The sequence below is a fragment of the Streptomyces antarcticus genome (assembly GCF_026627255.1).
Lineage (GTDB): Bacteria > Actinomycetota > Actinomycetes > Streptomycetales > Streptomycetaceae > Streptomyces > Streptomyces antarcticus.
The window spans coordinates 74,986-95,631 of sequence record NZ_JAPNLM010000003.1 but is presented as its reverse complement, the minus strand read 5'-3'; the positions used below and the strand labels follow the sequence as shown (position 1 = coordinate 95,631).

Here is a 20,646-nt window from a genome sequence, read left to right as displayed (position 1 = left end):
GCATACGTATCAAGCCGTTCACGGGATGTTCTCGTGCGCACGGAGGGCTTGTAGTCAAGGCCTACCGGACGGTAGTCATGTCGGCAGCCATTACTGACAGCCCGTCTCACGCGACAGCCCGTCCCACACGACAGCCCGTCTCGTACGCGTCCACCCGACGAGGAGCAGCATGACCGCCACGGTCTCCTTCACGATCGATTCGCCGCTGGGCCCCCGCACCACCACCGTCGCCTACGAGCGCAAAGGCTCCGGCGAACCGCTTCTCCTGCTGCACGGCATCGGCCACCACCTCCAGGCCTGGCACCCGGTGACCGACATCCTGGCCGCCGAGTTCGACGTGATCGCCGTCGACCTGCCCGGCTTCGGCGCCTCGGAGCCGCTGCCCGAGGGGGTTCCGTACGACCTGGGCACCGTCGCGCCCGCGCTCGGCGCGCTCTGCGCGGCGCTCGGCGTCGAGCGCCCGCACGTCGCGGGGAACTCCCTCGGCGGCCTGCTCGCGCTCGAGATGGCCCGGAGCGGCCTCGTCCGCTCGGTCACCGCCCTCTCCCCCGCCGGGTTCTGGACCGAGGGCGAGCGCCGCTACGCCTTCGCCGCCCTGCTCGCGATGCGCGTCGGGGCCAAGGCGCTGCCGCGCCCCGCGCTCGAGCGGCTCTCGCGCAGCGCCGCGGGCCGGGCCGCGCTCACCGGGACCATCTACGCGCGCCCGGCCCGCCGTTCGCCGCAGGCCGTGGTCGAGGAGACGCTCGCCCTGCGCGACGCCACCGGTTTCGAGCAGACCCTGGCCGCCGGCGGCTCCGTACGGTTCACCGCGGACGTGCCCGGGCTGCCGGTCACCATCGCCTGGGGCACGCGCGACCGGCTGCTGCTGCGCCGCCAGGGAATCCGCGCCAAGCAGACCGTCCCGGGCGCCCGCCTGGTCCGGCTCCCCGGCTGCGGACACGTCCCGATGAACGACGATCCGGCCCTGGTCGCCCGGGTGGTCCTGGACACCGCCCGCAGCGCACGCCTCCTGACCGCCGGAGCAGCCGCCGGCGCCTGAGCCGCCGGCGCCGACCGGGCCACCGGCACGGCCCCGCCCCGGCCACGGCCCGGCCCCGGCCCGGCCCGGTGCCCGACCGAGCCGCTGACGGCTGTTCATCCGCGGTTCGCGCGGCCGACGCGGCCGGGCCGGTGTGCGGCGGCACGCTGGTCCGGCCACACACCGCCGGCCCCTGGAGACGCACCGATGGCACCGACGCCGCACACCCGCCGCTCCCTCCTCGGCGGTTCCCTCGCCCTGTCCTCCGCGCTGCTCGCCGCGCCGGCCCTGGCCGTACCGGCGCTCGCCGCCGCGCCGGCCTTCACCCGTTCCGGCCGGCCCCACGCCTTCTGGGGCGTCCAGTCCGGTGAGGTCACCGCCCATGCGGCCACCGTCTGGACCCGCTCCGACCGCCCGGCGCGGATGTACGTCGACACCTCCCCGAGCGAGTCGTTCCGGTACGCCGTACGCCGCCACCGGGGCCCGCTGCTCGGCCCGTCCGGGGACTTCACCGGGACCACCGTCCTGCGCGACCTCCCGCCGGGGCAGCAGATCCACTACCGGGTCGTGCTGGCCGACCCCGACGACCCCCGCCGCACCTCCGAGCCGGTGCACGGCGCCTTCCGCACCACCCCGGTCTCCCGCCGCCACGACGTGCGCTTCCTGTGGTCCGGGGACCTGGCGGGCCAGGGCTGGGGCATCAACCCCGACCTCGGCGGCTACCGCGTCTTCGAGGAGATGCGGCTGCGCGACCCCGACTTCTTCCTGTTCAGCGGGGACACGGTCTACGCCGACGGTCCGATCCAGCCCACCGCGACGCTGCGCGACGGCACCCTCTGGCGCAACGTCACCACCGAGGAGAAGGCGAAGGTGGCCGAGACCCTCGCCGAGTTCCGCGGCAACTTCCGCTACAACCTGCTCGACGGCAGCCTGCGCGGCTTCAACGCCCAGGTCCCGGTGCTCGCCCAGTGGGACGACCACGAGGTCCGCAACAACTGGTACCCGGGCCAGCTGATCGACGACCCCCGATACACCGTCAAGGACGTCGACACCCTGGCCCGCCGCGCGCGCAGGGCCTTCGGCGAGTACTTCCCCGTCACCGACCTGCCCGGCGGCCGCGCCGAGGGCCGCATGTACCGGGTGATGCGGTACGGGCCGCTGCTCGACGTGTTCGTGCTCGACATGCGCACCCACCGCAACGCGAACTCCCCCGGCCGCGGGACCGACGACCCCGTGGGCATCCTCGGCTCCGAGCAGCTGGCATGGCTCAAGCGCGAGCTGTCCCGTTCCCGCGCCACCTGGAAGGTCGTCGCCGCCGACATGCCGCTGGGGATCGTCGTCCCCGACGGCGCGACCGACTTCGAGGCCGTCGCCCAGGGCGATCCCGGCGCCCCGCTCGGCCGCGAGCTCCAGATCGCCGAACTCCTGCGCCACATCAAGCACCAGCGCATCACGGGCACCGTCTGGCTCACCGCCGACGTCCACTACACCGCCGCGAACCACTACGCGCCCGAGCGGGCCGCCTTCGGCGACTTCGCGCCGTTCTGGGAGTTCGTGTCCGGTCCGATCGGGGCGGGCGGCTTCCCGGCCGGGCGGCTCGACGCCACTTTCGGCCCGCGGACCGCGTACGTCCAGTCCGCTCCCGTGGCGAACATGTCCCCGTCCGAGAATCCCCCGTACTACGGCGAGGTCGACATCGACGGCGACAGCGGGGAGCTGACGGTCCGGCTACGGCGCCAGGGAGACGGCGTACTGTTCACCAAGACGCTCCGGCCCGGTCAGGTGGGCCAGTAGCGGGCCCGGGGCGGCACCCGACGCGCCGCACCACCGCGCCCACCGCGCCCACCGCGCCCACCGCGCCCACCGCGCCCACCGCGCCCACCGCGCCCACCGCGGACGTATACCTTCCGAATTCAGGAAATGACCCGGAAAACCGGATGAAATCGGCCAGATCGATACTTAACCAGTCGGTCACAGATCGTTCGTGATCACGCAACACCCCTGGGCCACAGTGGCGTGCATGACTGACCGTACGCATGCCCCCGCCCAGCGTTCCCACCGCCACCACTGGCGCCGCGACCTCGTCGAACTGGCCGCGCTCTTCTGCGCGGTCGCGGTCGCCGACGCCATCGCCAATCTCGTCGTACACGCCCCGAGGGGCCCGGTCCTGCTGGTCGCCTCGGCCGTCGCGCTCCTGTTCACCGCGGCCTTCCACACCTGGTGGGCCCGGCGCCACAGCCATGCGCCGCCGCCGGCCGACACCGCCCCCAGCGATCCGGCGACGACCGGCGAGGCGGGCGGGGAGCCGACCGCACCTCCCACCCCCGCCCTGTGGCGGATGCGGACGACCGTACGGGACGAGCCCGGCTCCCTGGCGGCGCTCTGCACCGCCCTCGCCCGCAACAGCGTGGACATCCTGACCCTCCAGACGCATCCGCTCCCCGAGGGCGGCACCGTCGACGAGTTCCTGCTGCGGGCCCCGCAGACGCTGCCCTCCGCCGACCTGACCCGCGCCATCGCCCGGGCCGGCGGCCACAGCACCTGGATCGAGCGCGCCGACGCCCACGACCTCGTCGACACCCCCACCCGGGTCCTCGGCCTCGCCACGCGCACCGCACTGGACGCCGCCGAACTCCCCCTCGCGCTGCGCCAGCTCCTCGGCCGCTGCACCATCCACTCGATCCCCGCGACCACCCTCTCCGGCCGCCCCAACGCGGGCGCCGACGCCCCGGTCGAAGGGGTCCTGGAGGCCACGGTGATGCGGCTGCGCGACCCCTCCGGCGGCGCGATCACCGTGGAGCGGCCGTACCTGCCCTTCACTCCCACCGAGTTCGCCCGCGCCCGGGCGCTGGTCGAGCTCGACGCCCGGCTCGGCCCCCGCGTCCCGCGCAGCCAGGACGTGCTGACCCTGCCCGAGGGCAACGAGATCACCGTGCGCCGAGCCGACGGTTCCGACCTGCCGGCCGCCCGCGCGATGCACGACCGCTGCTCCGACCGGACGCTGTCGCTGCGCTACCACGGGCCCGTCGCCGACGCCGACCGCTACCTCGGACACCTGCTGAGCCCCCGCTTCGGGCGCACCCTCGCCGCCACCACCGCCTCCGGCAAGCTCGTCGCCCTCGGCCACCTGCTGTGGGACGGCGACGAGACCGAGGTCGCGCTGCTCATCGAGGACGACTGGCAGCGCCGCGGCATCGGCTCCGAGCTGCTGCGCCGGCTGATCGCGATGGCCGTGGAGGCCCGGTGCGACAGCGTGTACGCCGTCACCCAGGCCTCCAACACCGGCATGGTCGCCGCCATGCGCGGCCTGGGGCTCCCCCTCGACTACCAGATCGAGGAGGGCACCTTGGTGATCACGGCCAGGCTTGACGCGGCCCGGGTCAGTTCCCGGCCGCCGCACGAGCCGCCGCCCGCGCAGCACTCGTACGGGGAGCGGCGACAGGAGCGGAAGCAGGGGCAGCGGTAAGCGGGGAACCCGCGCTGAGCGCCTGGTCCAGATCGGCCCACAGGTCGTCGACGTCCTCCAGTCCGACCGACATCCGCAGCAGCCGGTCGCTCACCCCGGAGGAGTGCCGGTCGCCCTCGGCGACGATCCGGTGGCTGATGGAGGCCGGGTGCTGGATCAGGCTGTCGACGCTGCCGAGGCTGACCGCCGGGGTGATCAGGCGTACGGCGCCGATCACCTCGTGCGGGTCCCCGGCGGTCTCGAAGGCGACCATGGCCCCGCCGATCCGCGGGTAGTGCACCCGCTCCACCCGCGGGTCGTCCGCGAGGCGCCGGGCCAGTTCGGCGGCGCTCGCGGAGGCGGCCCTGACCCGGACCGGCAGCGTCGAGAGGCCGCGCAGGAGCAGGTACGCGGCCAGCGGGTGCAGGACGCCGCCGGTCGCGAACCGCACCTGGCGGAGCTTGCGGGCGAAGTCCTCGTCGCAGGCGACGATCCCGCCGAGCACGTCTCCGTGGCCGCCCAGGTACTTGGTGGCGCTGTGCAGGACCAGCCGGGCCCCGCTCTCCGCGGGCCGCTGGAGCACGGGGGTGGCGAAGGTGTTGTCGACCAGCAGCGGCACCTCCCCGCAGGAGTGGGCGGCGGCCCGCAGGTCGATCTCCGCGAGGGTCGGGTTGGCCGGGGACTCGATCATGACCAGCCCGGTGTCCGGGCGGATGGCGTCCGCGATGCCCGCAGGGTCCACCCAGGTGACCTCGGTGCCGAGCAGTCCACTGCCGAGCAGGTGGTCGCTGCACCCGTAGAGCGGGCGTACGGCGACCACGTGCCGCAGGCCCATGGCGCCGCGCACCAGCAGGGTGGCGGTCAGGGCGGCCATGCCGCTGGCGAAGGCGACGGCGCTCTCCGTGCCCTCCAGGCGGGCCAGGGCCGTCTCGAAGCGGGCGGTGGTCGGGTTGTCGAGGCGCGAGTAGACCGGCGGGCCCTCGGGGCGGGCCCCGGTGGTGGCGAACTCGTCGATACGGGCGGCCTCCGCCCGGCTGTCGTACGACGGGTAGGTCGTCGACAGGTCGAGCGGAGGCGCGTGCAGCCCGAGCCGTGCGAGGTCCTCGCGTCCGGCGTGCACTGCTTCGGTGGCCAGCGACCGTCGTGCGGTCTGGGCGTTCGTCTCCATGCCCGGTACTGTGCGTGGCCGACCGGCGATGACGGCAAAATGCCGTGCTACGTTCGGCCAATGTCCGATTCCGTTGCTTTGGATCCGACCGATCTGCAGATTCTGCGGCTCCTGCAGAACGACGCCCGGACCACCTACCGCGACCTCGCCGCCGAGGTCGGCATCGCCGCGTCCACCTGTCTGGACCGGGTCGCGCGGATGCGCCGCTCCGGGATCATCCTCGGGAACCGGCTGCGGCTCGACCCGGCGAAGCTCGGCCGCGGACTGGAGGCGCTGCTCCTGGTCCAGGTGCGCCCGCACCGGCGCGAACTGATCGGCCCCTTCGTGGACCGGGTGCGCTCGCTGCCCGCCTCCCGCGCCGTCTTCCACCTCACCGGGCCCGACGACTACCTGGTCCACGTCGCGGTCGCCGACCCGGGAGAGCTCCAGCGTCTGGTCCTGGACGAGTTCACCTCGCGGCGCGAGGTCGCCCGCGTCGAAACCCGGCTGATCTTCCAGGAATGGGACTGCGGGCCGCTGCTGCCGCCCACTCCCGCGGGCTGAGGACGGGGGGCGCGGTGATGACGCGGCGGCGTCCGCCGTACGAAGATGGCGGCATGTCAGAGATCTTGCAGAACGACAGCGCCACGCGGCTGCCCCGCCAGGTGGCCGACGCGTACGTCGACGACCTCGTCGCCATCGACCCGATCACCGGCACCTACCTCGGTGTCGCCGCCAGTTCCGGCAGCCTCCCGGACTTCTCCCCGGCAGGCCGGGCGGCCGCCGCCGAGCTGTCCCGCACAACCCTCGCCCTCCTGGACGCCGCCGAGCGGCTGCCCGGCGGCGACAGCGACGCCGAGCGCCGCTGCGCCCGCCTGCTGCGCGAGCGGCTGACCGCCGAGCTCGCGGTGCACGAGGCCGACGAGGACCTGCGCGCGGTCAGCAACATCCACAGCCCCGCCCACTCCGTCCGCGAGGTCTTCACCCTCACCCCGGCCGAGACCGACGAGGACTGGGCGGCGATCACCGAGCGGCTGCGCGCCGTCCCGGCCGCCCTCGCCGGTTACCGCGAGAGCCTCGCACTCGGCCTGGATCGCGGCCTGTACGCCGGCCCGCGCCCCACGGCCACCTTCATCGGGCAGCTCACCGCGTGGGCCGGCGAAGCGGACGCCGCCGACCCGGGCGACACGGCGGGGGGCGAACCCGCCTTCTTCGAGGACTTCGCCTCCCGCGGCCCGGACTCCCTGCGCGCGGGCCTGGACGGGGCGGCCGCGGAGGCGACCGCCGCCCTGCGCTCGCTGCGCGACTGGATGCGCGAGGTGTACGCCCCGGCCGTCGAGGGCCGGCCCGACACGGTGGGCCGCGAGCGCTACGCCCGCTGGTCGCGGTACTTCAACGGCACGGACCTCGACCTGGACGAGGCGTACGCCTACGGCTGGTCGGAGTACCACCGGCTGCTCGCCGAGATGAAGACCGAGGCGGCCAAGATCCTTCCGGGCGCGGGCCCCTGGGAGGCACTGGCGCACCTGGACGAGCACGGCACCCACATCGAGGGGGTGGACGAGGTCCGGGACTGGCTCCAGGGCCTGATGGACGAGGCCGTCGAGAACCTCGACGGCACGCACTTCGAACTCGCCGACCGGGTCAAGAAGGTGGAGTCGAAGATCGCCCCGCCGGGCGGCGCCGCGGCTCCGTACTACACCAGCCCCTCCGAGGACTTCTCGCGGCCGGGCCGCACCTGGCTGCCCACCATGGGGCAGACCCGCTTCCCGGTGTACGACCTGGTCTCCACCTGGTACCACGAGGGCGTGCCGGGCCACCACCTCCAGCTCGCGCAGTGGACGCACGTGGCGGACCGGCTCTCGCGCTACCAGGCCACCGTCGGCATCGTCAGCGCCAACGCCGAGGGCTGGGCGTTGTACGCGGAGCGGCTGATGGACGAGCTGGGCTACCTCAAGGACGCCGAGCAGCGCCTCGGTTACCTGGACTGCCAGATGATGCGTGCGGCACGGGTCATCGTGGACATCGGCGTGCACCTGGAGCTGCCCATCCCGGCGGACTCCCCGTTCCACCCGGGCGAGACGTGGACGGTGGACCTCGCGCAGGAGTTCTTCGGCCTGCACAGCGGCCGGCCGGCGGACTTCGTCGAGAGCGAGCTGACCCGGTACCTGTCGATGCCGGGGCAGGCCATCGGCTACAAGCTGGGCGAGCGCGCCTGGCTGCTGGGCCGGGACAACGCCCGTGCGGCGCACGGGGAGTCCTTCGACCTGAAGGCCTGGCACATGGCGGCCCTGTCGCAGGGTTCGCTGGGGCTGGACGACCTGGTGGACGAGCTGTCCAAGCTCTGACGGCCAACGGCCAAAGCCCTGGCCGCGGCGGCAGCCACGACCAGGGCCGCAGCCACCGCCGCCCGCGCCGCGGGAACGGGCCGCTCCCTCGTGCGGCCCGTTCCCCGTCCGGCCGGCCCGGATACGGCGTCAGCAGCCGCAGTCGTCCGAGGCGGTGGGGGCGGTCAGCGGATCGGCTTCGGCGCGCTGCTCGCTGCCCCGCCAGGTCTCCACCTCGAAGCCCTCTCGGATCCAGTACTCGATGCCGCCGAGCATCTCCTTGACCTGGAAGCCGCGTTCGGCCAGGGCGAGCGCGGAGCGGGCGCCACCGTTGCAGCCGGGCCCCCAGCAGTACGTCACCACCGGCAGGTTCCGGTCGAGGAGCCGCTCGGCCTGCTCGGGGACGAGGGCGGTGGGCAGGTGGACGGCGCCCGGCACGTGCGCCTGGTCCCAGGACGGGGTGGAGCGGGAGTCGACCAGCTGGAAGCCGAGCTCCGCGCCCTGCTCGCGGTGGGCCGCGAAGGCGGCGGCGATGTCGGACACGTCGGCGTGGAAGGCGAGGCTCGCGGCGAAGTAGGCGGCGGCCGCGGCCGGCGGGGCCGGGGGCACCCGGAGCACGGGGTTGGTGCCCGCGGGGTTGGCGGTGGCCGTGGCGCCCGGGTCGGTGGTCTGCGTGTGCGTCGTCGTCATGGCTCAAAATCTACGATCGACCGATCGTCCCCGGAAGTAACTTTCCCCGGCGCTTTCGCTGTACGACCGGGGAAACCCCTGCTAAACCTGCGACATGACCGACTATTCCCCGGACGCCACCGACTGGCGCATCCTCGAAGCCCTCCAGCGGGACGGCCGCGCCAGTTTCACCGAACTCGCCCGCTCCGTCTCGATGTCCGCGAGTGCCGTCACCGAGCGGGTCCGCCGCATGGAGGAGGTGGGCGTGATCACCGGGTACACGGCGGTGGTCGACCCGGACAAGCTCGGCAAGTCGATCCTGGCCCTGGTCCGGCTGCGCTATCCGCACGGCAACTACAAGCCGTTCCACGACTTCCTGGACGCCACCCCGGACATCCTGGAGGCCCACCACGTCACCGGCGACGACTGCTTCGTACTCAAGGTCGCCGCCCGCTCGATGGCGCACCTCGAGGAGGTCACGGGCCGGATCTCGGGGCTCGGCTCGGTGACGACGAGCGTCGTGTACTCCTCGCCGCTCCCCCGCCGACCTCTCAGTCCGTGAGTGCGGCGGTACGGTGGCGTACGACCGAGCCGCCGCGCTGCTTGACGATCTCCAGCTGGGTCTGGACCCGGGTCCGCAGGTCGGCCACGTGGCTGACGATGCCGACGCTGCGGTCCCGCTCGCGCAGCGAGTCGAGTACGTCGAGCACCTCGTCCAGCGCCTGGTCGTCGAGGCTGCCGAAGCCCTCGTCGATGAAGAGGGTGTCCAGGCGCATCCCGCCCGCCTCGTCCGTGACCACGTCCGCCAGGCCGAGCGCGAGGGCGAGCGACGCGAAGAAGGTCTCGCCGCCGGACAGCGTGGCGGTGTCGCGCTCGCTGCCGGTCCAGGCGTCGACCACGTGCAGTCCCAGGCCGGACCGGCCGCGGCCGCTCGCTCGCGCGTCGGAGTGGACGAGCGTGTAGCGGCCGCCGGACATCCGCAGCAGCCGTACCGTCGCCGCGGCGGCCACCTGCTCCAGGCGGGCGGCGAGGACGTACGCCTCCAGGCGCATCTTGCGCTCGTTGTCGGCGGAGGTGCCCGCGGTGAGCCCGGCCAGCCGGGCGACCCGGTCGTAGGCGTCCCGCAGCGGGCCGAGGGCGCGCAGCTCCTGTTCGGCCCGGCGGGAGAGGGCGTCCAGTTCGGCGCAGCGGACCCGGGCGGCGTCGTGGGCGGATCCGGCCGTACGGAGCTTCGCCGCGGCCAGCGCGGCGTACGCCTCGGCGGCCTCCGGTGCGGCCGGGGGCAGCGCTGCGGCCTCGGCGGTGCCGGTCTCGCCGCGGCGGTCGGCCAGCAGGGCCTGCTCCGCCTGCCAGGCGTCCAGCCGGTGCTGCAGGGCGGTGCGCTCGTACTCGGGAAGCACGGCCTCGGCGGCGGCCTCGACGGTGTCGAAGCCGGCCCTGAACGCGGCGTCGGCGAGCTGGTCGTCGGCCTCCTTCAGCCGGGCGGCGGTCGTCTCGGCCCGGCGCAGCGCGCCGGCGGCCGCCGCGACCATCCGGACCCGGTCCTCCAGGGTGCGGGCCCGGGCGGCGACGGTGGGCGCGTCGCCCCGGACCTGGGCCAGCTCGGCCTCCAGGGAGGCCTGCTCCCGGTCCAGGGCCTCGCGGCGCGAGGCCCTGGCGGCGACCCGGCGCTCGGCGTCGAGGCGGTCGGCGCTGCGCGCGGTGTGCTCCCGCTCGGCGCGGGCGAGGTGCTCCCGGGCGGTGTGCAGTCCCGCGGCGGCGGCGTGGGCGGCGGCGTGCCGGGCGCTCAGGTCCGAGGCCAGGGAGTCGAGTTCGGCAGCGGTGGCGTCCCCGGCGGCGGACGCGGCCCCGGCGCGGGCCTCCTCCAGGGCGGCGAGCCGGAGCCCGACGGCGGCCCGGGCCTCCTCGGCCCGCTCGAAGGCGGCGTGGGCGGCGTCCTCGGCGTCCCGGTCGACGTGGCCTGGGGCCGGGCGGGCCGGGTCCGGGTGCGCGGCGCTGCCGCACACGGCGCAGGCTTCCCCGGCGACCAGGGCTTCGGCCAGCTCGGCGGCGATCCCGCGCAGCCGGGCCTCCTTGAGCTCCAGCCAGCGCTCCCGGGCGGCGGCCGACTCCGCGCGCACGGCCAGCAGTTCGTCCTCGGCGCGCCGCGCGTCGGCGGTGAGGGCGTCCCGTTTCCGAGCGGCCTGGAGGCGCTGGCGGGCGGGTTCCAGCCGGCCGGCGAGCTGCTCGGCGAGCGTCGCGGCCTGCTGGGCGGCGTCCACCCGCGCGGCCAGGGCGGCCCGGGTGGTGTCCCAGCGCTCCAGCCACTCGGCGGACTCCTGGTGCTGCTCCTCGGCGGCCCTGGCCTCGCGCTCCAGGTCGGCCCGCTCGCGGCCGATCTCGGCGCTGCGCTGCTCGGAGCGCCGGGCGGCGCCGAGCGCGCCGAGGTCCTCGCGCAGCCGCTGCTCGACGGAGGCCAGATGCTCGGTGCCCGCTTCGGCGAGGGGCGGCGGGAGTTCGGCGCGGGCCGCCGCCTCGGCGTGGGCGGCGGTGAGGTGCGCGGCGGAGGCTGCCCCGCGCAGTTCCAGGGCGGGGGCCACCAGGGCGCCGCGCCGGGCCCGGTCGAGCAGGCGGCGTACGCGTTCCCGCTCGGGCTCCGCCTCGGCGAGCGCGGCGGCCCGGCGGGTGGTCTCGGCGTGGCGGCGCTGGAGCCGGTCGAGCTCCCGCGCGTCCTCGGCGGCGCGCCGGGCCGCGGCGTGGCGGCTCTCGACGGCGGCGAGGGCGTACTCGGTGACCGTGAAGCGCTCCCGGGCGGCGCACCGGGCGACGGCCGCCCAGGCGCGGACGGCCGGGGCGAGTCCGGGGTCGCCGGGCTGGAGTCCGGGCAGCGGCCAGTCCCGCAGGTCGGCGCTGTCGCCGGCGGCCTGGGCGAGCCGCTGGGCGGTGTGGAGCACCTTCTCGTCGCCGGCCCGGACCCCGGCCTCGGCGGCCCGGCGGCGGTCGCCGAGCAGGGCTTCGACGGCGGCGAACCGGCGGGTGTCGAAGAGCCGTCCGAGCAGTCGGCCGCGGGCGGCCTCGTCGGCGCGCAGGAACCGGGCGAACTCCCCCTGCGGCAGCAGCACCACCTGGCAGAACTGCTCGCGGCTCATGCCGAGGAGCTGCTCGATCTCCTCGCCGATCTCCTGGTGGGAGCGGCTGAGCCCGTCCCAGCCGTCGCCGGTGCGCTCGCGCAGCAGGCTCTGCGGCTTGTCCTTGGTGGTGCCCGTGCCGCGCTTCTTGGGCCGGTCCTGCTCGGGGCGCCGGGTGATCTCCAGGCGGCGGCCGCCCGCGGTGAGTTCGAGGGTGACCTCGGTCGGGGTCCCGGCGGCGGCGTGGTCGCTGCGCAGGCTGGCGCCGGGGGCCTGGCGGGGGCCTGGGACGGACCCGTAGAGCGCGTAGCAGACGGCGTCGAGGACGGAGGTCTTGCCCGCGCCGGTGGGTCCGTGCAGCAGGAAGATCCCGGCGCCGGAGAGCGCGTCGAAGTCGATCTCCTGGGGTTCGGCGAAGGGGCCGAAGGCGGTGACCTTGAGCCGGTGCAGCCTCATCGGTGGGTCTCCCGCAGGCCGTCGTCGACCCGTACGTCGTCGAAGGCTCCCTGGAGCACGGCCCGTTCGGCCTCGTCGGCCCGGCCGCCACCGCGGACGTGGGCGACGAAGTCCTCGGCGATCTCCTGGTCGCTGCGGCCCTTGAGTCGCTGGGCGTAGGAGACTCCGGGCTCCTCCTCGCGGCCCTCGGGGTCGAAGCCGAGGCTGAGGATGTGCGGGAAGCGGGTGGCGAGCCGGGCCATGGGGTCGTCGGGGCGGACCGGGTCGGTCAGGACGGCCTCGACCCAGGAGTCCTCGTGCGCGGTGTGCGCCGGGTCCCCGAGCAGGTCGTCCAGCCGGCCGCGCAGGCGGCCGAGGGCGCGTGGTACGGGGGTGCCGATCCGCTCGGCGGCGATCTCGCCTCCGGCGCCGAGTTCGACCAGCCACATGGTCTTGCGGTGGTCGGCCTCGGAGAAGGAGTAGGCGAGCGGGGAACCGGAGTAGCGGACCCGTTCGGTGATCGTCTGGCAGCCGTGGAGGTGGCCGAGGGCCGCGTAGTCCACGCCGTCGAAGACGGAGGCGGGCACGGCCTCGACCCCGCCGACGGCGATGTCGCGCTCGCTGTCGCTGGCCTGCCCGCCGGTGACGAAGGCGTGGGCCAGGACGACGGAGCGGGTGCCGGTCGGGCGGCCGGCCAGGTCGGCCCGGATCCGGTCCATGGCCGCGCCGAGGACCGCCTCGTGGCTGGCCTTCTCCGCGCCGAACTGGTCCTTGACCAGAGCGGGTTCCAGGTACGGCAGCCCGTAGAACGCCACCTCGCCGTGTACGTCGGCCAGCACCACGGGGTCGGCGCAGCCGGCCGGGTCGGTCCTGAGGTGGATGCCGGCCCGGTCGATCAGCCCCGACCCGACGCCGAGGCGGCGGGCGGAGTCGTGGTTGCCGGAGATCATCACGGTGGGCACGCCAAGGTCGGCGAGCCGGTGCAGGGCCCGGTCGTACAGCTCGACGGCGGACAGCGGGGGCACGGCCCGGTCGTACACGTCGCCGGCGACGAGGAGGGCGTCGACCTCGTGCTCGCGCACGGCCGCGACGAGGTGGTCGACGAAGGCGGCCTGGGCGCCGAGCAGGTTCACACGGTGGAAGGCCCGGCCGAGGTGCCAGTCGGAGGTGTGCAGGAATCTCATGAAATCGCCCTGACCTGCACGTTTACCCCTACTGCGCCTTAAAAACCAGCACGAACCAGCACGGGGGCTCGCCATGAACGCTTGCCACGCTAACGCATGGCGCCCCCTGATCCGCCGCTCACCTAAGATCACCCCGAAAAATTGGAGGACAATTTTTCACGCCGTCGATCCTTGCCGCATCCCGAAAGACGCCGGCCGTAGCAGCACGCCCGCGTCGTACACGCTTCCGCAGTCCTGCGCAGTGGAACGGAGTCAGGGTGCGCACCACGCTTGGTGGCCTCTGCGACCCAGGGCGCGCCCCTCGACCCACATCGGCTCGAAGTAGAGGACGGTGCTCACTACCGGTGATCACTTCACAAGGTCGCTGTGATCTTTGCTCCGTACGCCACAGGCGCCGCTCCCCCAGTCGATGCCGCAGCCACGCGCGGCGAACTGCTCCCGTGTCAACCGTGCCTCGAAGGGCGTAACTGAGGTGATGGGCAGGCCCTGGAGGGTGCACACCAGGTGCAGCCGAAGGCCCCAGAAGAAGCGGCTGTGGCTGGCGCAGTACCCGTACTCGGCCCATCCAGCCAGGTCGGAACGTTTGACGGTCTCACGTGAGCGGCCACACTCCACCGGCGTGGAGTCCACGATCCACACGTTGTCGCTCCACACGGTGGTCTCGGTGGCCAGCAGCCGGGTGACCCGGCGGAGCAGCTCGGCCGCCTTGCGCAGGCGCTTGTTGTAGCCGGGCTGCTTCGGCAGGTACGGGAAGAGATGCCGCAGGTGGGAGCGCGCATGGCGGAGCCACCGGGCCTCGGAGGTGAAGCCGAGCATGGCCTGCATCATCGCGAGCGTGACCAGCTCGGCGTCGGTGAGCTTCGGGGCGATACCCACCGCTGGCCGCCACGGAGCAAGCTGCGGCGAACCCTTCAGCAGGTCGTCGGTCTCCGCATAGAGTGCGGTCGCGAGGGAGTCCAAGTCTGGTGTCACAACACAACCTGATTTTGGGTTCCCCTGTCTCATCAGCTGGGGGTTCCCGTTTCTCGTGGCTAGCGCCGGGTGGACCTCGCCCGGTTGCCGCAGCCGAGGGAACACCATGCCTGGTCGCGGCGCCTGGCCAGGAAGAACATGCCGCAACTGGGGGCGTGGCAGCGCCGCACCCGCTGACGGTCTGGACCCGCGGCCAGGACGAGCGTCTCGCGGGCGACGACGGCGTCGGCGCCGCCGCCCTGTTCCTGCTGTGCGAGCAGGCCGTCGCCGGTCATCCGGAAGACGACGGGGGCGGACGAGGCGAGTTCGTTCAGACGGGTCCGCAGGCTGTCGGTGAGCGGCCGCTGTCCGGCTGCCGCGTCCAGCGCGTCGCGGACCAACCCACGCAGCCGCTCCAGCTCCTCCAAGGAGAGGGCGGCCAATCTGCGGTCGGCGGCGCGGGCGCGCCATCGCCTGGTGAGTTCCTGATCGGCGAGGAAGTCGACGTCGCCGCGCCCCGGGCCTGCGCCGACGACGACGGTGTTGGCCAGGTCGAGGACCGGGTCCTCGCCGATCCACGGCATTTCCTGCAGGTCCCGGATGGTCATGCCCCTCAATCTACTGGATTCAGGTCAGCGAACCCGTGATAAGTTCGACTCACGGATTTGATCCACCAAATCCGTGAGTAACATGGTCGACGAAGGGTGATGCCATGAGCGCAACCATCGAGTACGTCAGGTTCGACACCGACGACCCCGCCGCCCTCACCGCCCACCGAGAGCAGCTCGTCGAACTACTCAAGGAGCAGTACGGCGACGGCTTTCAGGGCGCCCACCTCGCCCAGTTCGACGACGGCACCGTCCTGGACTTCATCATCTGGTCGTCCGCCGCCGTCGCCGAGCGCGCGGCCAAGGAAATGCCGGCCGACCCCCGGGCACAGGGCTTCTTCAGCCGAATCGGCACAGTGCACGAGATGCGGCACGCTCAGGTACTGCACACCGCATAGCCCTCGCGATCAAGGAGAATGACGCTGTGCCCTCGGCAGACGAACTACTCAGCGCGGACACCGTCGCCGACCTCGCCCGATGCCTTGCGCGAGCCGGTGACGGGATCACGGCGCATGAGACCCGGGGGTGCGGCGCCGTGCTGGACGGGCTGAGCTTCACCGAGCGTGTCGCCCTGATCAGAAATGCCGTCCTGGCTGATCTTCCGGCGGACTACCCGGCCTTCGCGAACATATTGCGCGCCGCACTGCGAGACAGCGATTTCACCGGATGGATGATCTTCCCTGTCACCGAGGCCGTCGCCGTACGAGGCCAGGACGCCTTCGAACCGGCGCTCGCCCTGCTGACAGAACTCACCCCGCGCCTGACCGCGGAGATCGCCGTCCGGCCCTTCCTCCGTGCCGACCTGGAACGCGCGCTCCGGGTCATAACGCGGTGGACCACGCATCCCGACCTCCACGTCCGTCGACTGGCCAGTGAAGGCACGCGGCCAAGACTCCCCTGGGCGCCCCAGCTTCCGGAGCTGATCGCGGATCCGGCACCCGCACTGCCCCTCCTCGACGCGCTGTACCGGGATGACTCCGAGTACGTCCGCAGATCAGTGGCCAACCACCTCAACGACATCAGCCGTGACCACCCCGACATCGCCACTGGTGTCGCGGCGCGCTGGCTGAGCGACCCAGCACCGACGACGACCCGATTGGTACGGCACGGCCTTCGGACCCTGATCAAGTCCGGCCACGCCGGGGCACTTACACTGCTCGGCCACTTCCCGGACAGTCCCGTCGCCGTCCAGGGCCCGCACGTCCACGCCTCAGAGATCCGGGTCGGCGACTATCTGCTGTTCGACTACTCGGTGACCAACACTCACGATCAGACCGCTCACCTCGTCGTCGACTACGTCGTCCTCCACATGAAGGCCAACGGGACCCGCACCCCCAAGGTCTTCAAACTCACCACGCGGTCCCTGGCTCCCGGCGAGACGTGGCGCGCGACACGCAGACACTCCTTCAAGCCGATCAGCACGCGGCGCTACCACCCGGGTGTCCATCTGGTGCAGCTCCAGGTCAACGGCCGATCCCACGGGGAAACCCCGTTCACGCTGCACTACTGAGGGCAACCGCCTCGCATCCCGCTTCGGTGGCGTAGCCGCCATCGCGCCGCCACCCCAATGAGGCTTCCGCCACCAGAAACGGGAACCTGCATCCGCGCAGCTATCCCTTGGAAGCGATCATCTAGCGAGTCCCCGATGATCACGGTGTTCGAGCGGGTGAAGACCATGCCGTACTTGGCCTGGGCGCGCTTCTGGGCGATGGTGACGAGCGCCGGGCGGTGGTGGTCGTCGGAGGCGAAGCCGCCGATCTCGGTGTCTAGGAGGCCGTCGAGGTCGAAGGCCGCAAGCTTGAGCACGGCGTTCGGCTTGAGGTTCCCGGTCACGGCGGTCGGAATCACGGCGGGCTCCGGGTGAACAGCGTCACCCTCCGTCACCACCGCAAGTGCCACAGATCCGAGGTTTTACAGTCCCCCCGCGCGCAGGACGCAGCCGGCGCGGGGGGCGTTGCGGCGGGGTGCGCTCGCAGGCCGCGGCGTGGCTGTCGGCCACCACGCCCACGATCGAGCTGGCCAGGTCCGCCCGAGAGCGCGGTCTCCGGCGGGCGGGAGTCACTGGTAGGACGGGTCCTCCCACGGACCGACGCTTCGGGAGCGGACCGGTTCCACGAAGCGCGGAGGGACGCTGTGCGGGTGGTCGGGTCCCCAGTTGGTGGCCTGGCCCTGCATGACGACGCGGGCCTCTGAGGTGTACCAGTCCACGAGATCACTGTCGGAGCGCACGATCCAGGTGCAGCCCTGTTCCGCGTCGGCGGTGAAGTCGCCGTGCCGGATGAGGGCGGGGCGCCAGAAGTAGGTGCCGGGCCACATCTTGCCGTAGTTGTAGTCGAAGGCGCCTTCGAGGCAGTACGCCTCCTCCGTGCACGGGTGGTGGGCGAGCGGCTCCTCGCGCCAGCCCGGCTTGGCCTTGATCAGCCTGCTGTAGAAGCCGGTCTTCTCGTCCCGGTGCAGCATCTTGATGTACAGGCCGGGGACCGGGGTGCCGCCGAGGTCGAAGCGCATCGGGCTGCCGTCGCGCACGTCGGTCCAGGGCATCTCCGAGGTCTGCAGGACTACCAGCTTCTGGTCGGCGCGCAGGCCCTCCCGGTCGGCATCTGCGAGGTCGAAGCGCCAGTCGCCGTACTCGCGGAACAGCAGGATCTCCGTACCGGCCGCGGCCGTGACGGCGGGGGTGCGGACTCCGGCCGGCGCCATCCAGAAGCCCTCGGGGCCGAGGACGGCGTCCCCGACGGTCACCCGGCCGGAGAGGACGTACCACTCGGTGGCGGCGTGGTGCACGCCGCCCGGCCGCGACCAGTCGGTGTCGAAGCGGACCTTCAGCGACGCCGAGCCGTCCTCCTCGTCGTAGCTGAGGTTGCGCTGCCGGGTGCTGCCCTGGGCGTGCTCGAACTCCCCCATGTGCCAGATCAGATCGCGCTCGTCCACAAGTTCCACGTGCGGCCGCATGGCGGCTCCCTCCGGGTCGGGTTCCGATATGGAATGTAGCGCCGACAAAAATCCGATACAAGATGTACCGTTAATCAGGTGACTCGACCTGGCCGCCCCGCAGGACCCGCCTCGGACACCGAGGCCGTCGTCCTGACCGCTGCGCTGGACTTGCTTCTCACCGAGGGCGCAGCCGCGCTCTCCGCGCAGCGTCTGCACACCGCCACCGGGGTGTCGCGGTCGACGGTCTACCGCCACTGGCCCACACCTCACGCGGTACTGGCGGCGCTCATCGAGGTCGCCCCGCGCCCCGCACCCTCCCATACGGGTGAGGTCCGGACGGATCTGCACGCCGAGGTGGACGCGCTCTGCGACCGCCTGCGCGACAAGCCGGTCGGCGGCTTCTTGCACGCCATCGTCGCGGCGGCGGCATGGGACTCCGCGATGGCGGATCTGCGGCGCCGGTACGTGGAAGACCTGCTGGCACCCTTCCGCACCGCGCTGGCCCCCGCGGGCCTGACCGGTGCGGCACGGGAGGACGCCGTCTCCGCGATCGTCTCGCCCCTGCTGCTCGACGCGCTGCTGCTGGACCGCCCGGCGGCGCGAGAGCGCGCCCACCGCACTGTCGACGCGGTCCTGGACACCCCCCACTGCCTTTTCGGTGCCCCGCGATGGGGCGTCAGGCCTCCGGAGTTGGCATGACTTTCTCCCCCTGTCGAACGCATGGCGAGGCCATCCCGTAGGGGGCCAAGAGGCGCTGGGCCGCTGGGCGCGGGGTTCGTCGTCTCCTTGCCTGTCAGCCGCCTCCACCTGCACAGACGAACCCAGTGGGGCCGCGAGCGCGGTCGTGCCCGCCCCCGTCGGCGCGGGGGCGGGCACGCGTGGAACGGTTTCAGGATCCACTGAGGGTCTGGATGGTGCCGGCCGTGCGCAGGGACTCGTAACGGCTGCCGCCGGGGCGGTGGGTGGCGGTGACCGTGCCGCTCACATCGTCGGCGGCCCAGACGGTGGCGAACTCCTGGAGGACGGCGACGTTGGCGTCCTGGGGTGCCCCGTTGGGCAGGGTGCAGAGCGTGTCGGTGCTGGCGCCCTCGGCGTCGCAGTGCGAGCCCGTGCTGAGCCGGATGCCGAGGAAGTCCCGGTGCACATCGGTGGTCAGCTCGCGGGTGCCGGAGGCCTGGCCGTTGGCGAGGTAGGGCGGCGAGGAGATGGCGTGCAGGGGCAGGTTCGTGGTGTTCAGGCCGTTCAGCGCGTTGGCCATGTTGAGCCCGACAAAAGAGTTGACGGGGTCCAGGAGTACGAGGCCCGAGAGGCGGGCGAACGCCGCCGGGTACTGGGTGCGGAGCCGGTTCGCGACGTAGCTGACGGCCTCTCCGCCGGCGGAGTGACCGGAGAAGACGAACTTGGCGGGCATCTGGAGGCCGGGCCGGCCAGCCTTGGCCGCGGCATCGGCGAAGCTGCGGCCGAGCTTGTCGTTCGGGTCGGCGGCCTTGCCGAAGAGGTCGGCGACGTTGTTGAGGAAGGCGGTGTTGTTCCCGATGTTGGAGACCGTACAGCCGAACATGTCGGCGGAGGGCAGCGTGGGGGCGAAGACGACGAAGCCGGCGGCGGCGTAGCGCCGGGCGATGTCCTCCAGGTGGTCGTTGGCACGGCTGAAGCCGTGCTGGAGCCAGACGGTGCCCTTGGGTGCGGTGGACGGGAAGTACCAGTCGCCGGAGCGCTTGTAGACCAGGAAGGCGCAGCGGACGTCGACGGTGTTGGAGACCTTCACGACGTCGGTGGGGGCCTGCTCCGCGGCGGTGGCGGGCGAGAGGGCGGTGAGGGTCGCGGCGGCGGCCAGGGCCGCGGCGAGGAGGGGGCGCGGGAGGGACATGCGTCTGTGCGAGGTGTCGCTCATGGGGACTCCCAGGGGGATGGCCGCGTGGCGTCGCGGCGTCGCCGGGCCGGCCCGGAAGGGGCCGGGGTGTTTCCACTGTTGGAACTCTGTTTCTCCAGCGGTCCCATTGGGCCCGAGCGGGGGCACCGCGTCAAGCAGAACGGCGGTGATTCTTTTGCGGCTCCGCAGGCCGCTTGGAGCATGCCGAAAGCCCCGGCACGCGGGGCGCGGTGGCGGGGTCGGCGGACGGATCGGCTCTGATCAGTCGGGTGCGCGGGCGGGACGGAACCCGGCGAGGACGGGGTGCACGAGCCGCTCGATCGCGGTACGGCGGGCGGCCCGGTCACCCCGGGGCAGGGCGACGGGGCCGGCGACGGCCGGGAAGAAGGGGGCGAGGGCGGTGTGGGGCAGCAGCAGGAGAAGGAGGGAGAGGAGGGCGTCGACATCGGCGTCCGCGCACAGTTCTCCGGCGGCGACCGCCTCCTCGACAAGGGGGCGCAGTCCGGCGAGGTAGAGGTGCTGGACGGGTTCCAGTACGGCCTGGCGTACGACGGGGTCGATCTCCATGTTGGTGGCGGCGGTCACGCCCCGTTCCAGGGGATGGGTCTCGAAGTAGGAGACCCAGGCGTCGATCGCGTCGACGAGGTACGAGGGGAAGTCCTGGGCGGCGCGGGGCCCGTCGGTACCGGGCGCGGCGCCGCTGTAGCCGTCGAGCCAGGGCCGCATGGCCTCGAAGATGCGCAGGGAGGTCTGCTCGGCGACGTAGGTGAACAGGTCGAGCTTTCCGGCGAAGTACTGGAAGAGGGACCCCTTGGCGACGCCCGCCTGCCGGGCGATGACGTTGAGGCTGCCGGTCGAGTAGCCGTGGGTGCCGAACTCGTCCATCGCGGCGACCAGGATCCGCTCCCGCCGGTCGGGCGGGAGGTGGGTCCAGGTGGTGGTGGGCAT

At 72.9% G+C, this 20,646-nt stretch carries 18 protein-coding genes and 1 pseudogene; 9 read left to right on the top strand and 10 right to left on the bottom strand.

Annotated features, from left to right (window positions below; translation table 11 throughout):
• Positions 1 to 169 precede the first annotated feature (169 nt).
• From OTB16_RS06420 to OTB16_RS06410, 3 genes are all read left to right on the top strand, one after another.
• On the top strand, positions 170 to 1,039 hold the full coding sequence (locus OTB16_RS06420) for an alpha/beta fold hydrolase (RefSeq protein ID WP_267718919.1): 870 nt from the start codon (positions 170 to 172) through the stop codon (positions 1,037 to 1,039).
• Positions 1,040 to 1,225: 186 nt separating this feature from the next.
• Positions 1,226 to 2,812: an alkaline phosphatase D family protein gene (locus OTB16_RS06415; protein WP_267718918.1), complete on the top strand. Its 1,587-nt coding sequence runs from the start codon at positions 1,226 to 1,228 to the stop codon at positions 2,810 to 2,812.
• Positions 2,813 to 3,038: 226 nt separating this feature from the next.
• Positions 3,039 to 4,484 (top strand): GNAT family N-acetyltransferase, encoded by a 1,446-nt coding sequence (locus tag OTB16_RS06410; protein WP_267718917.1) that lies wholly within the window; start codon positions 3,039 to 3,041, stop codon positions 4,482 to 4,484.
• Here OTB16_RS06410 and OTB16_RS06405 read toward each other — a convergent pair.
• Positions 4,399 to 5,631, bottom strand: a complete 1,233-nt coding sequence (locus OTB16_RS06405) for a trans-sulfuration enzyme family protein (protein WP_267718916.1) — start codon at positions 5,629 to 5,631, stop codon at positions 4,399 to 4,401. The genes OTB16_RS06410 and OTB16_RS06405 overlap by 86 nt on opposite strands.
• Before the next feature lie 60 nt (positions 5,632 to 5,691).
• On the opposite strand from OTB16_RS06405, the gene OTB16_RS06400 reads away from it, so the two are divergent.
• Both OTB16_RS06400 and OTB16_RS06395 read left to right on the top strand, forming a co-directional pair.
• Entirely contained in the window at positions 5,692 to 6,174 is a 483-nt protein-coding gene (locus tag OTB16_RS06400) for an Lrp/AsnC family transcriptional regulator (RefSeq protein ID WP_267718915.1), read from the top strand.
• 53 nt (positions 6,175 to 6,227) lie between these two features.
• The gene (locus tag OTB16_RS06395) at positions 6,228 to 7,958 is read left to right on the top strand and encodes a DUF885 domain-containing protein (RefSeq protein ID WP_267718914.1); all 1,731 of its coding nucleotides are present in this window, start codon (positions 6,228 to 6,230) and stop codon (positions 7,956 to 7,958) included.
• Between the two features lie 129 nt (positions 7,959 to 8,087).
• On the opposite strand, the gene OTB16_RS06390 is transcribed toward OTB16_RS06395, so the two are convergent.
• The gene (locus OTB16_RS06390) at positions 8,088 to 8,627 is read right to left on the bottom strand and encodes a rhodanese-like domain-containing protein (protein WP_267718912.1); all 540 of its coding nucleotides are present in this window, start codon (positions 8,625 to 8,627) and stop codon (positions 8,088 to 8,090) included.
• A gap of 94 nt (positions 8,628 to 8,721) precedes the next feature.
• Here OTB16_RS06390 and OTB16_RS06385 point away from each other — a divergent pair, with 94 nt between their 5' ends.
• Positions 8,722 to 9,168 carry an Lrp/AsnC family transcriptional regulator gene (locus OTB16_RS06385; protein WP_267718911.1) on the top strand — a complete coding sequence of 149 codons (447 nt, stop codon included), beginning with the start codon at positions 8,722 to 8,724 and terminating at the stop codon, positions 9,166 to 9,168.
• Here the strand turns inward: OTB16_RS06385 and OTB16_RS06380 are convergent.
• The 4 genes and pseudogenes from OTB16_RS06380 to OTB16_RS06365 form a co-directional block, all read right to left on the bottom strand.
• On the bottom strand, positions 9,158 to 12,169 hold the full coding sequence (locus OTB16_RS06380) for an AAA family ATPase (protein WP_267718910.1): 3,012 nt from the start codon (positions 12,167 to 12,169) through the stop codon (positions 9,158 to 9,160). The two genes, OTB16_RS06385 and OTB16_RS06380, sit on opposite strands and share 11 nt — an antisense overlap.
• Entirely contained in the window at positions 12,166 to 13,332 is a 1,167-nt protein-coding gene (locus OTB16_RS06375; RefSeq protein ID WP_267718909.1) for an exonuclease SbcCD subunit D, read from the bottom strand. The genes OTB16_RS06380 and OTB16_RS06375 overlap by 4 nt, the downstream gene beginning before the upstream one ends.
• 474 nt (positions 13,333 to 13,806) lie before the next feature.
• Positions 13,807 to 14,304 (bottom strand): annotated as a pseudogene (locus tag OTB16_RS06370) (transposase family protein); the annotation flags it as partial.
• Between the two features lie 59 nt (positions 14,305 to 14,363).
• The gene (locus OTB16_RS06365) at positions 14,364 to 14,891 is read right to left on the bottom strand and encodes an ABATE domain-containing protein (RefSeq protein WP_267718908.1); all 528 of its coding nucleotides are present in this window, start codon (positions 14,889 to 14,891) and stop codon (positions 14,364 to 14,366) included.
• Positions 14,892 to 14,995: 104 nt separating this feature from the next.
• On the opposite strand from OTB16_RS06365, the gene OTB16_RS06360 reads away from it, so the two are divergent.
• The gene (locus OTB16_RS06360; RefSeq protein ID WP_243339684.1) at positions 14,996 to 15,289 is read left to right on the top strand and encodes a hypothetical protein; all 294 of its coding nucleotides are present in this window, start codon (positions 14,996 to 14,998) and stop codon (positions 15,287 to 15,289) included.
• A 26-nt stretch (positions 15,290 to 15,315) separates the two neighbouring features.
• Positions 15,316 to 16,401 (top strand): DNA alkylation repair protein, encoded by a 1,086-nt coding sequence (locus OTB16_RS06355; protein WP_267718907.1) that lies wholly within the window; start codon positions 15,316 to 15,318, stop codon positions 16,399 to 16,401.
• Here OTB16_RS06355 and OTB16_RS39215 read toward each other — a convergent pair.
• Positions 16,395 to 16,790 carry an HAD family hydrolase gene (locus tag OTB16_RS39215; RefSeq protein WP_324290776.1) on the bottom strand — a complete coding sequence of 132 codons (396 nt, stop codon included), beginning with the start codon at positions 16,788 to 16,790 and terminating at the stop codon, positions 16,395 to 16,397. The genes OTB16_RS06355 and OTB16_RS39215 overlap by 7 nt on opposite strands.
• 159 nt (positions 16,791 to 16,949) lie before the next feature.
• A complete protein-coding gene (locus tag OTB16_RS06345) occupies positions 16,950 to 17,843 on the bottom strand; it encodes a DUF4437 domain-containing protein (protein WP_267718906.1) in 894 nt (297 codons plus the stop codon).
• Positions 17,844 to 17,921: 78 nt separating this feature from the next.
• On the opposite strand from OTB16_RS06345, the gene OTB16_RS06340 reads away from it, so the two are divergent.
• On the top strand, positions 17,922 to 18,524 hold the full coding sequence (locus OTB16_RS06340; protein WP_267718905.1) for a TetR/AcrR family transcriptional regulator C-terminal ligand-binding domain-containing protein: 603 nt from the start codon (positions 17,922 to 17,924) through the stop codon (positions 18,522 to 18,524).
• 190 nt (positions 18,525 to 18,714) lie between these two features.
• On the opposite strand, the gene OTB16_RS06335 is transcribed toward OTB16_RS06340, so the two are convergent.
• Together OTB16_RS06335 and OTB16_RS06330 are read right to left on the bottom strand one after the other, a co-directional pair.
• The gene (locus OTB16_RS06335) at positions 18,715 to 19,719 is read right to left on the bottom strand and encodes an alpha/beta hydrolase (protein WP_267718904.1); all 1,005 of its coding nucleotides are present in this window, start codon (positions 19,717 to 19,719) and stop codon (positions 18,715 to 18,717) included.
• A gap of 240 nt (positions 19,720 to 19,959) precedes the next feature.
• On the bottom strand, positions 19,960 to 20,646 hold the full coding sequence (locus OTB16_RS06330; protein ID WP_267718903.1) for a TetR/AcrR family transcriptional regulator: 687 nt from the start codon (positions 20,644 to 20,646) through the stop codon (positions 19,960 to 19,962).

Bases quoted from the DNA above. Each gene is read 5' to 3' on its own strand.
- OTB16_RS06410 (WP_267718917.1), top strand. From the start codon at position 3,039: ATGACTGACCGTACGCATGCCCCCGCCCAGCGTTCCCACCGCCACCAC.
- OTB16_RS06365 (WP_267718908.1), bottom strand. From the start codon at position 14,891: ATGACCATCCGGGACCTGCAGGAAATGCCGTGGATCGGCGAGGACCCG.
- OTB16_RS06380 (WP_267718910.1), bottom strand. From the start codon at position 12,169: ATGAGGCTGCACCGGCTCAAGGTCACCGCCTTCGGCCCCTTCGCCGAA.
- OTB16_RS06395 (WP_267718914.1), top strand. From the start codon at position 6,228: ATGTCAGAGATCTTGCAGAACGACAGCGCCACGCGGCTGCCCCGCCAG.
- OTB16_RS06345 (WP_267718906.1), bottom strand. From the start codon at position 17,843: ATGCGGCCGCACGTGGAACTTGTGGACGAGCGCGATCTGATCTGGCAC.
- OTB16_RS06330 (WP_267718903.1), bottom strand. From the start codon at position 20,646: ATGCCCACCACCACCTGGACCCACCTCCCGCCCGACCGGCGGGAGCGG.
- OTB16_RS06360 (WP_243339684.1), top strand. From the start codon at position 14,996: ATGAGCGCAACCATCGAGTACGTCAGGTTCGACACCGACGACCCCGCC.
- OTB16_RS06400 (WP_267718915.1), top strand. From the start codon at position 5,692: ATGTCCGATTCCGTTGCTTTGGATCCGACCGATCTGCAGATTCTGCGG.
- OTB16_RS06420 (WP_267718919.1), top strand. From the start codon at position 170: ATGACCGCCACGGTCTCCTTCACGATCGATTCGCCGCTGGGCCCCCGC.
- OTB16_RS06335 (WP_267718904.1), bottom strand. From the start codon at position 19,719: ATGAGCGACACCTCGCACAGACGCATGTCCCTCCCGCGCCCCCTCCTC.
- OTB16_RS06405 (WP_267718916.1), bottom strand. From the start codon at position 5,631: ATGGAGACGAACGCCCAGACCGCACGACGGTCGCTGGCCACCGAAGCA.
- OTB16_RS06385 (WP_267718911.1), top strand. From the start codon at position 8,722: ATGACCGACTATTCCCCGGACGCCACCGACTGGCGCATCCTCGAAGCC.
- OTB16_RS06375 (WP_267718909.1), bottom strand. From the start codon at position 13,332: ATGAGATTCCTGCACACCTCCGACTGGCACCTCGGCCGGGCCTTCCAC.
- OTB16_RS06390 (WP_267718912.1), bottom strand. From the start codon at position 8,627: ATGACGACGACGCACACGCAGACCACCGACCCGGGCGCCACGGCCACC.
- OTB16_RS06415 (WP_267718918.1), top strand. From the start codon at position 1,226: ATGGCACCGACGCCGCACACCCGCCGCTCCCTCCTCGGCGGTTCCCTC.